Genomic DNA, 11,513 nt, shown 5'->3' with positions numbered 1-11,513 from the left:
GGTTGAAAAAAGTCCCCACCAGTCGCTTATCAATAGCAGCATCCAAATCTACCCTTATCTGACGGGTGTAACGATCTACTTGACGAAGGAGAAATGGACCTGCTTTTCGCTTTATTGGAGTAGTTGCTTTATCTTGCAGTAACTTTAAAAACATAGGCCTTTTGAGTTTTTCTTGAAGTGTGAGAACTCCTCGAAAATACACAAAAGGCCTAATTTTTTGTCATCGCCAAAATTCGGGATGACTCATGTTTCTACAAGCTATCGCCACTAGTGGCAACGAAGCGAATCTAAGTTTTACTTATTCACGATAGCATCCTGGTGGTCGATAGACTCCTGGTGTACCGCCCGCAGGTAAGATTTCATGAATTCCTCACTGAGGCCATGTTGGTTGCCGGCTTTGGCAGCTTCGGCCATGATCTCCTCCCAGCGGTCACTCTGCAGTACTGCAATGTTACGGGCAGCTTTGAACTCACCGATAGAATCGGCCAGCTGCATCCGCTTACCCAGCATACCGATCAGGTCGCTGTCTACTTCGTCGATTTGGCGACGGAGTTCGATGAGGTCGGCCATTTCCACTTCACTGGCGGTAGGCTTACGGAGGCGGAGGTTCTGTAGCATTTCGCCGAAGACCTGTGGGGTGATCTGCTGGGCAGCGTCGGACCAGGCCTCGTCCGGACGAGGATGTACTTCGGTCATCACGCCATCGTAATTCAGGTTAAGCGCTTCCTGAGCTACTTCCTGAAGGGTGTCGCGGCGACCACAGATGTGGCTGTTGTCCACAAACATCTGAAGCTCGGGGAACCTACGCTTCATCTCGATGGCTAATTGCCAGCGTGGAACATTGCGGTACTGGGTTTTTCCGTGGTAACTGAAACCGCGGTGAATGAGACCAATACGGGTAATACCAGCTTTGTAAATACGCTCAACGGCACCGACCCACAGTCCCATATCCGGGTTGATTGGGTTCTTGATCAGGACGGGAACGTCTGCTCCACTCAGGGCATCGGCTACTTCCTGAACGCTGAAGGGGTTGACCGTTGTGCGGGCACCGATCCAAAGCACGTCGATACCAGCCTTGAGGCAGTCGTAAACGTGGGCAGCTTTGGCTACTTCGGTGGTTGTCCGTAGTCCGGTTTCTTCCTTCACGCGCTTGAGCCAGCTCAGGCCTTCGGTACCTACGCCTTCGAAGCTTCCAGGGCGGGTACGAGGCTTCCAGATGCCGGAGCGGAAGAGATCTACCTGGCCGAGTTTAGCGAGGTCTTTAGCGCATTGCATTACCTGGCCTTCGGTTTCTGCACTGCAGGGGCCAGCTATAACCAGGCCACGACCGGGCGTGGGTTGGAGTACTTTATTGATTTTCATTTCCATTGTTGGTAGTTTTTATCCCCCGGATTTCGCTTGATGCTTGGCATCTCGCTGCATCCGGGGTTAAAGTGATTCGATCCCTCCGGGATCTTTAAATTTATAAAGGTCAATCCCTCCGGGATCTTTTTATTTGAGGATTTTTTCGATTTGGTTAGCTCGTTCTATGCGTTCGTAGAAGCCATCGAAATCGCGTTTAATGAGTAGCGTCCGGAATTTTGAGAGCTGTTCGATGTGCTCATCTAGTACATCTAGGACGTGGTCCCGGTTCTGTCGAAATATGGGTACCCACATATCCGGTGAACTCTTTGCCAGTCGGACCGTAGAGCCAAACCCAGAGCTGGCCAGGTCAAAGATGCGTTGTTCGTCTTTTTCCTTTTCCAACACCGTCAGCGCCAGCGCAAAGCTGGCGATATGACTTATGTGAGAGACGTAGGCACAGTGCAGGTCGTGGGCTTTCCGGTCGAGTCGGCTGAGGTTCATCCCCGCGCTTTTAAAAAGACGACGCGCCGTATCGAGCGCATCGGGGGCACTCTGCTCCCCATCGACGATCACGCACATTTTACCAGCGAAAAGCTCGGGCAGTGCGGCTTCCGGTCCGCTGAATTCAGTGCCGGCCATCGGATGGCAGGCGACAAAACGGTTACGGTTAGCATGACCATCTATTTTATTGAGCATAAGCTCTTTAGTAGAGCCGACATCAACAATCGTTTGATAGGTGTTTACCCGATCTAGAATTTCGGGGAGTAGTTTGAGCATGGCGTCCACGGGGGTGGCCAGAACGATGACATCCGCTACGGCGACTCCTTCAGCGAGTGACATTTCCTCGTCGATCAGCCGCCGCCGAATGGCCTTGTGCAGGTTCTCCTGGCTGGCATCTACGCCGATGACCCGCGTAGCAAAGCCGTTCTCCTTGAGCGTAATGCCGAGGGAGCCGCCGATTAAACCTATGCCGATGATGGTAACTGTCAAGAGTGAATGATTGAATAATAGAATGAGGGAATAAGAGAATAAGGGCGCGGACGCAGGTGCAAAGTGAGTTTAAGGGCAACGTTTGTTCCTGGAAAAACGCGCAGCGTTTTCAATAAAGCTCTCCTCTTTGGGAAGGAGGGGTCAATCGTTCCAGGGCATCCATCAGTCGTTCCTCCGTTGAGCAAAGACTGATCCGGACGTAGCGTTCGCCTTCGCTACCGAAGATGCCGCCGGGGGTGAGGAATACGTCCTGGCCGTATAAAGCTGCGTCGCTTACCTCATAGCCGTTTGTACCGGCAGGGCACCTGGCCCAGACGAAAAGACCGACCTGATCCCTGGTGTAGGCACAACCCAGCACATCCATGATTTGGAAGGCAACTTCGCGGCGTTGGCGGTAGACGGCGTTCAGTTCGTCGTACCAATCCTGGCCCAAAGACAAGGCCTTGATCGCTGCTTCCTGCACGGGGCGGAACATGCCGCTGTCCATGTTGCTCTTAAACCGGATAATGCTCCCCAGGTATTCCTTTGCACCCGCGACCGCGCCCACTCGCCAACCTGCCATATTCTGGGCCTTGCTGAGCGAAGACAACTCGATGGCCACCTCCTTAGCCCCCGGCACGGAGAGCAAACTTTTGCGCGAGTCGGTAAGGATAAAAGCGTACGGATTATCGTTGCACAGCAGGATGTTGTTGCGCCGGGCGAAAGCCACCAGGGCTTCGTAAAACCCTTCTGGTGCGGCTGTTCCGGTCGGCATGTGCGGGTAATTCACCCACATTATTTTCACCTTGCTCAGATCTTCATTTTCCAGGGCTTCCAAATTTGGCAGCCACCCGGAAGCGTCATTGAGCTGGTAGCCCCGCACCACCCCACCGGCCAGCTCCGTGGCCGAACGGTACGTTGGATACCCGGGGTTGGGCACCAGCACTTCATCGCCCGGATTCAAAAAGGCCATACTGATGTGCATGATCCCCTCCTTAGAGCCAATCAGCGGCAGGAGCTCGTTTTCTGCGTCGAGTTCCACCCCGAAGTAGCGGTCGTACCACCCGGCGAAAGCCTCGCGCAATGCGGGCATACCGGCGTAGGGCTGGTAGCCATGGGTGTCCTTGCAGGAAGCCGCTTTGTTGAGGGCATCAATGACCGCAGGTGCCGGCGGCAAATCCGGACTTCCGATCCCCAGATTGATGATGTCTTTGCCCGCTGCGCGCAGCGCCGCCAACTCCCGCAATTTCGTGCTGAAGTAGTACTCCTTCACTTCGCCGAGGCGATCAGAGGTAGGTATGATGGGGCGTATTTCGGTGATGGTCATTGTTTAGTATTCAGGTTGCAGGTTGCAGGTTGCAGGTTGCAGGTTTCAGGTTGGAAGTTGCAGGTTCCTAGGGCGAGCTAGAGCGGTCCCAACCTGCAACTTGCAACTTGCAACCTGCAACTTGCAACTTGAAACCTGCAACTTGTCATGGTTTTATTCCTTCATCATACACCCCAAGGATGCGCAATTCACTACAAATTGGCCGGATGGCGTCGAGTGCCTGATCGAGTGGCACGTTACCTTCTAACAGAAAATCGACGTGGAAGCGATACTGCCACGGTCGTCCGACGATGGGCTTACTTTGGATCTTAGTCAGGTTGATCTGGTAGGCCGCCAGTACCATAAGCACTTTATAGAGACTACCGGACTCGTGGTTGGTGGAGAAGCTCAGGCTTACCTTATTCCCGGTGTCTGCCAAATGGTCCCGGCCGCGCTCCAGGACGAGGAAGCGGGTATGGTTGAGTTTATTTGTTTCGATGCCGGGGGCGAGGATTTCCAATCCGTAAAGGTCAGCAGCTGCGCTGCTGGCAATAGCCCCCCGGGTAGCCTCCTGTTTTTCCATCACCTCACGAGCGCTAAGCGCCGTATCCACTGCTTTGATGACGTTGATCTGTGGCCAGGCCTTAAAGAACTCCCGGCACTGCATCAGGGCAACGGGGTGGGAATAGACTTCCCGCAGTTCACTAATCCTGGTTCCTGGCAGGGCCATCAGATTAAGCCGGATACGGAGGTACACCTCAGCGGTAATGCGCAGGTCTGCGACCTGAAGCAGGTCGTAGTTCTCCATCAGGCTACCGGCCAGGGTGTTCTCGATCGCCATCAGGCCAACGTCGCTTTGGCCAGACTCCACCTGCGCTACCACATCGGAGAAGGTGTGCGCGGGAACGGTGACCACCTCCCGGTCCGTGAAGTGCGCCCGGGCAGCCGCCTCATGGAAGGCGCCAGCATAGCCCTGGATGCTTACTTTTAGTTGCTTGATAGCGGTTATTGACTCTGTCATTTTACAAATCTTAAATTGAGTAAGCGTTCTTTTTTGTTTTGGCGGGTCAGTTGAAAAGAACGCCATGTACTAAGCCTTAAAAACGAAAAGTGGCCCCGATTTATCAGGGCCACTTTTCGATTGCTTTTACTACAATAATCTAGCGTCCCTTACCGGTTGGGGTAAAAGTAAAAGCTAAAGTAAAAGTAGAAATTGCGATTAGTCATGGATATACGTTTTGCAAATCAGTTGATTGCAGGGGCAAACCTACGGCGAGGTTTTCGATTAACAAAATGTTGTTCTGGCAAGGGTAGTTTGACGGCTGCTGCGCAGCCTTGGTAGGAAGTAGTGGGTAGTGGGTAGGCTACCGCATGGAAATGCTCGCTTCGCTCGTTCGGTTCGTTCCGCAGATTTTAATCTGCACGAGCGGAGCGAGCTGCCATTTACGCTTCAACTGATTTGGATTATGGAGACAAGGAACATAACTTGTCCAGCACAAACGCGACAACAAGTGAGACTATTCCTATTCGTTTTCCTAAACACCCTGACCTCCTTAGCCATTTGCCAAACACTAAATGGTGTGGTTCTAGACTGCTCCGGTGGCGCGGCTCCGCTGTCTGAGGTGGAAATAATCCCGATCAATCAAAGTGGTAATCAACAGAGAACCAACTCGAACGGGATTTTCAAGATCGACCTACTTAATACTGCTCCGGGTACTCCAATCAAATTGATTGTCAATAAGGAAGGATACGCTCTTCTGGGTGCCAATAGTAGAATATATACTACACCGATGCCAAAGGCAGGGGACATTATTGAAATCCCGTTGGCCTTAAACAGCGCAATTGAAAATCTCAACTCAAAGTACGTAGCAGCGATCAAAAGCAAGTTAAAGGAAGTCACCCAAGAGAGAGATCAGATTATCAAACAAATTACGGAAGACAACTTAACCGAACAGGAACGGTCTAAGTTGGCGCAAATCATTGTCAATCAGGAAGAAAAGATTCAGTTACTGGAAGAGAACCAAACGAACTTGGCTAAACTACTTTCCAGGTCAGACTTAACTAAAGCGAGCGCTTACGCTACCGATGCACTGGAAGAATTTAAGAACAGTGGAGACTTATCAAAAGCACTCGAATTGCTTTCATTGAAGAAGGCGGATGAGTACTGGAAAAACGTAGAGGCTCAAGAAGAGAAATTACGTCTTGCCAAAGAAAAAGGCATTCAGAATTATATGATCACGGCTCGTTTTCAGGTAGCTAGTTTCAACTTTGAAGAGGCGGAACTGGCATATGCTTCAGCAGTTGAGAAAGACGCTTCAAATTATTCCAATTTGATGGAGTTTGCCAATTTCTTATTGGACCAAAATGAGGCTTCTACGGCACTTAAGTTTTTTGATGCAGCCTCCATAGTCGCTGACACTCCTGAAGAAGAAGGTTACGCTGTCCACCAGTGCGGTAAGATTTACACTATACTTAAGCAATGGGAAGAAGCTGAGCTAAAATATATAGCGGGAGCAGAATTAATTAGTTCCAAAGATATTGAAGGAAAAGAAGACTTAAAGAAACTATTAGTCTCTACAATAACCCTGGACAGGGCTTACTCTAAATACTTATCAGGCGCCATAATCGCCTCTTTCACGCTCGTTGAGGATTATGATTTTTTCGCTGAGCCAATTGATTTAAAAGACGATCATCCGCGAGAAGTTCTTCAATATTTAAAGTCCGCATTTCATCTGCTAGAAATGAATAATAAGATTTTCGCTTACGCCAAGGAAATTGTTCCATATGACCAAGACAACTCATTCTCAAACTCCGTAGATTCTGTGGAATTCAACTGTAGAGGTGTTTATGAAAAATATGGCAATTCGGAAGGAATATTAGATTCGATAAGAGATTACTTCCCGAAAAAACTTATCCAAGAGGACTCTATTGAGCTACAATTATTATACAGATCTTATTTAAATGACGAGGGGAGTTTTCAATTATTAGCTGACAACCAGAACAAAGCGAAAAATTCTTTTCTAAAAGCATTACGCATAGACACAGTCCTAGCTAAAACAAACCCACCAAGATTTTTAGCGAATCTTGCACACACATATATGAATTTAGGGCGGGTAGAGTCTGTTTTAGATAATTTCACTAAGTCCAACGAATATTTTGAAGCTAGTCTCGCTATTCTGGTAGAGCTTGAAAATAAATTCAATAAAGTCAACCATGAGGATTATAGCAGAACCTTTTATGAAGCAGGAATAAACATGCGAAATGAAGGTAAACATGAAGAAGCATTGGCTCTTTTTCGACTTTCCGGTGGCCATCATCTCAACGTAGAAAAAGATAATTTTGATACAAGTGTAGACGAGGTGGTTAAATTAATTGTCGCCATGGCTGAATCGTACGTAGTTTTGGAAAATAACGAAGCACTTGGCTATGTATTCCGCGCAGCGATGGAAATACTTTTAAAAAATTTTGAAAAAGAGGTCGAATCTATCAATATATTTCTTCTTCCGCAACTATTTAAATTGGCGGATATTAGCAAAGACGCAATTTACAGACTTCGCAACCAAGAAAACCACGATGCTTTTCTCCCCATAGCGATGACTAATGCATTATTTGTGGTGTTTTTCCACGAATCGATCCCCGGAAGGTACACTGATGCCGAAGCCTCAGAAGCAATAAATACCCTTTGCTTTTCAGCTATCCTCAACGACAACCAGCCAATTATCTCTAAATTTTTAGCCCAGTCGAATGTCTACCTTAAGGACAACCCAGGAAATGCCATTAATGAATGTTTTATTCTCTTGACACAGGACAAGAACAACAAGGCTAGAAAAATATTTGAACGCGTTAAAAACCGTTCAATCAAGGTTGGGGATGAGAAAATATCAGCTAAAGATCTTTTCATGCGGCGCCTCGCTATGCTTATAGAACTCCGTGAAGGAGGCGAAAAATGGCAGGAAGCATTAGGTTGGTAAGTGAGGGGGATATGTAATTGAGCTTCATTGCTCGTTTTTTGCCTCCCTATTCTAACCACCTTCCTATCTCCTCATAGTCTTCCGGAAATATACCCACAGCCGCAAGCTCCGCCAAATCGGCGAGGAATATGTCGCGGAATGTTTTGGACTCGTCTTGGGGATAGGGCTGGTCTTTGAATTCCAGGTAGATGGCTTTAGCTTCTTTCCGGTTGTGATTGAGTAGGTGAGCCAGGGCGAGGTTGGTGTTGATCCAGGTTTGGGTGGGGTCTAGCACTAAAGCTTCTTTTGCGGCGATAAGTGCCTCGGGGTGCTTTTGGGCGAATAGGGTGTACCTGGCTAGTTCTCCTTTTGCTTGAGCGGCGCTAGGAAGGTATTTTTTATCAAATGTTTGTATTTTGTCCCAGCCATTGCTGATTATCCTGCCTGCCTCATAAATTCCTTCGTAATCGTTCCTGTCTATAAGCAAGTTTTTCGTTACCATTAAATTTCCCAATACAAGTCTAGTGCCATCTTTTGATCCTAAAGACTTTTTGTCCTCCTCTTCTAAATAGAGGTTTAAACTTTCATCGTAATACTTCATTGCCTTAAAAAAATAGCCAGTACGTTCACTAATAAGGCCCAATTTGTTTAAAGTGCTTGCTAAGTTAGCTAGGTATCTAATTTGATCGGTCTTTATTAATTCTCGGTACATCTCCATAACTTCAACGTACGCAGATTCTGCCTCTTTCATCCGCTGACTAGATATATATACAAAACCAAGATTATATAATGAACTCGCCAAATTAGGCAAGTACGCCAACCGATTCTGCCATCTTAACTCTCGGAAAATCGCAACAGCCTTTTCGTAGGTAGCCTCCGCTTCATTCATCCGCTGGCTCTCATAATATAAATTCCCAAGATTATATAGGGAATTTCCTAAGTCAGGTAAGTGCGCCAATCGGTTCGTATTAGCCAACTCCTTGAGAATAGTAATCGCTTCGTTATACGAAATTTCTGCCTCTTCTATTCGTTGACTATGCCTATATAAATTACCACAATTAATTAAAGACTTCGCTAAATCAGGAAGGTTATATAGCTGATTTATTTTTACTAACTCTTGGAAAATTGCAACAGCTTCATCATACACAGCTTCCGCCTCCTTACTCCGTTGAGTAGCAAAGTACAAAAGACCAAGGTTATTTAAAGACTTTGCTAAATCGGGTAAATATGGTAATCGGTTTGTTTTTACTAGCTCCCGAAAAATCGCAATAGCCTCATTATGCACAGCTTCCGCCTCCTTCATTCGTTGTCTCTCACTGTAAAAATTGCCAAGATTACTTAAAGAACTCGCTAAATTAGGCAAATAGCCGAATCGATTTGTCTTTACCAACTCTCGGTATAGAACAACAGCTTCACCATACGCAGCTTCCGCTTCCTTCATTCGATGATTTTTTTGGTTTAAAAGACCAAGGTTATTCAACGAAGTTGATAAATCAGGTAAGTATACTATTCGATTTGATTTCACCAACTCACGACGAAAAATAACCGCTTCATCATATGCAGTTTCCGCCTCCTTACTTCGTTGAGTTGCATAGTACAAAAGACCAAGGTTGTTTAAAGAAGCGGATAAATCAGACAAGTACACTTTTCGATTTAATTTAACCAACTCACGGCGTATATCAACCGCTTCATCATATGCAGCTTCCGCCTCATTCATCTGTTGATTTTCAAAATACAAATTACCTAGGTTATTAAAAATATTAGATCGTTCATGAAACGTTGCTGATAATCTTAAAGCATATTTATTCAATGTAATAGCTTTTGTAAAATCGCGCTGTTTTGCTAAGAAGTAAGCAGCCTCAAACCAATTAGGAAAATCGGTACTATCCCGCTCCAACGCAGCTAAATAACTCTTCTTCGCCTCGCCAAAATTCAAATCAGTTTCCAACAACCGCGCCCGAATCATATAATTCTCCACCCCCTGCTCCCGCGCCTGCTTAATCTTTTCCTCCTGCCTAAGCATATTCTCCCAAAACGCATCCGTCTTTTCTGCAGACATAAGCTCTAATGCTGTGTTCACATCCCCCTCCTCCTGAAATTTACGTAAGGCTGCCCGGGCAAATTCGGAGGCAGCCTCAAGGTCAATCTGGGCCAACCGTTTCGCCAGCTCCTCCTTACTGTTACGCAGCTTGGTAATCTCATCGCTCTGTTGGGAAATGGTTGCGGAAAGGTTCCGCCGTTCGTCTTCCGCCAAGGTGGCTTCTGAAAGTCGGGCAATTAGTCTTGAACGTTTGTCCTCCGCCCTTTTCAATTGTTTTTCGATGGCCCCGACGTAGTCCGCTTCAAGGTTACGATAAACCTCTTCTCTTACCGCTGCTATTTTTACCAGTTCGGCGTCATCAGCATTAGGCATATTCACCCGGCACAGCTTTTCATATGGCCCAAGCAGAACATACCCTTCGATCTCCACCATTAATTCGATGAGCTCACCAGCTTTTACTCCGGGAAAGAAAAAGGAAAACTCTCCCTTTGAGTTCGTGATTTTATAGTTGTCTCCACCCGTAAGAGGCGTGAGTTTCACGTCTGGTAGCACCGCCGAGTCATCTGATCGATCAACCACCATCCCCCGCAGTGTCTGTGCTTGCACTTGAGAGAAAAACAAACAAAGTATTAAGCACAGTCGCATAGCATTAAGTTTACTTCTCCATTACCACCTCAACTTCCGAATGACTGTAGGCATCCAACCGCTGCACCTTAAACCCAGTGGCCGTCACTTCGACGGGATACGATTCCCGCTGAAGCTTCAGTGGGATCTCTAGCTGGAATCGTCCGCTGACATCAGCGGTGTCTGACAGTGAATTATACCGAATAATGGCTCCGGCAAGCGGTTTTGATTCCTTATCTCTTACCCTTCCCTCAAGCTTTCCGAGCATCCCGCTAGGCACCAATCTAATTTGCTGTCCGCTAGGCTTCACCAAAACACTGTCCATCGCCAGTTTCCAGGGAGAAGTTTCCGGTTTAAGCAACCGCAGCTGGGTGTGCTTATTCAAAATCGGTGGCGGCATATTTTTAAAGTCTACCACCAGGTTTGAGTTTACGTCCCCGGTACGATATTCGTTACCGGTCCAAAGTTGGATATTATTAACACTGGCTTCATAATCCGGATAAGCAGGGTTCGGCTTATCCGCCTGCAGCGCAAGCGTCATGGTAAAAGGCTCCGTGGCATTACATCCATCATCGGTGCTTATGAGCTGTAATGGCTGGAGGAAAAGGACAAGAATAAAAACAGCAAATCCACCTACCCCTTCCGCACCTTTAATTTTGATAACCTTAATGGCTCCCGAAATCAAATAAGCCACCATTCCAGCGCCCAGCGCAAGAATGGTCATGAATATCCAGTATTGGAAAGAGGTAGGGCAATTAATCAATACAGCTAAAAGGGCAGCAAGAGCAATGAATACCACCCCCACAATACCAGCAACCTGGTTGTTTTTATCTCCTGAATGCGAAGGCCTGGGCCCCAGTACTGGGTCAGGTTTTGGCGGGGTCGGAGGAGTCACCTCAGAGGGGGCTAGCGGCACCACTGGGGGGAGGACAGGAGCCAGTTGAGGCGAGGGCTGCGGAACGATTGGCTTGGGCATATACCCGGGATCCGTTCCATCATCTTTGGTAAGTGATAAAATTGCGGCCCTGATCCTGGCGCGTGCTATGCCTGCTTCAGCATTTGATAATATCCCGCTAATTTCTTGCCCCTTTAGACTGTTCCAGCGCCCGGCAAGTTGTATGGTCTGACTTTGCAATAATCTATCCCCCGAATTATCCCCCCAAATACGTAACCCCTCAATAGCTTCGTCCATACGATCCAGCTCAATAGCTTTTCTAATTTCTTTTGGGGTCATATCCAGGTGGTTTGTTGTGCAACAAATATAGAATTTATTACTCCA

At 47.4% G+C, this 11,513-nt stretch carries 7 protein-coding genes; 1 reads left to right on the top strand and 6 read right to left on the bottom strand.

Going from position 1 to position 11,513, the window contains the following annotated elements; translation table 11 throughout:
* Positions 1-294: 294 nt before the first annotated feature.
* From B036_RS0107915 to B036_RS0107900, 4 genes are all read right to left on the bottom strand, one after another.
* Positions 295-1,368 (bottom strand): chorismate mutase, encoded by a 1,074-nt coding sequence (locus B036_RS0107915; RefSeq protein ID WP_020568160.1) that lies wholly within the window; start codon positions 1,366-1,368, stop codon positions 295-297.
* 123 nt (positions 1,369-1,491) lie between these two features.
* Positions 1,492-2,334, bottom strand: a complete 843-nt coding sequence (locus B036_RS0107910) for a prephenate dehydrogenase (protein ID WP_020568159.1) — start codon at positions 2,332-2,334, stop codon at positions 1,492-1,494.
* 109 nt (positions 2,335-2,443) lie between these two features.
* Positions 2,444-3,640, bottom strand: coding sequence for a pyridoxal phosphate-dependent aminotransferase (locus tag B036_RS0107905; protein WP_020568158.1), 1,197 nt, complete (start codon positions 3,638-3,640; stop codon positions 2,444-2,446).
* Positions 3,641-3,785: 145 nt separating this feature from the next.
* Positions 3,786-4,640: a prephenate dehydratase gene (locus tag B036_RS0107900; RefSeq protein ID WP_020568157.1), complete on the bottom strand. Its 855-nt coding sequence runs from the start codon at positions 4,638-4,640 to the stop codon at positions 3,786-3,788.
* Between the two features lie 490 nt (positions 4,641-5,130).
* On the opposite strand from B036_RS0107900, the gene B036_RS0107895 reads away from it, so the two are divergent.
* Positions 5,131-7,590 carry a tetratricopeptide repeat protein gene (locus B036_RS0107895; RefSeq protein WP_157472077.1) on the top strand — a complete coding sequence of 820 codons (2,460 nt, stop codon included), beginning with the start codon at positions 5,131-5,133 and terminating at the stop codon, positions 7,588-7,590.
* Positions 7,591-7,636: 46 nt separating this feature from the next.
* Here the strand turns inward: B036_RS0107895 and B036_RS31810 are convergent, their stop codons facing one another.
* Positions 7,637-10,255, bottom strand: coding sequence for a tetratricopeptide repeat protein (locus B036_RS31810; protein WP_052333929.1), 2,619 nt, complete (start codon positions 10,253-10,255; stop codon positions 7,637-7,639).
* Positions 10,256-10,265: 10 nt separating this feature from the next.
* A complete protein-coding gene (locus tag B036_RS0107885) occupies positions 10,266-11,468 on the bottom strand; it encodes a carboxypeptidase-like regulatory domain-containing protein (protein WP_020568154.1) in 1,203 nt (400 codons plus the stop codon).
* Positions 11,469-11,513 lie beyond the last annotated feature (45 nt).

The organism is Neolewinella persica DSM 23188, from assembly GCF_000373105.1.
GTDB classification, from domain to species: Bacteria; Bacteroidota; Bacteroidia; order Chitinophagales; family Saprospiraceae; genus Neolewinella; species Neolewinella persica.
Note: the sequence above shows the minus strand (reverse complement) of the source record. Positions and strands in the feature narration are given on the sequence as shown.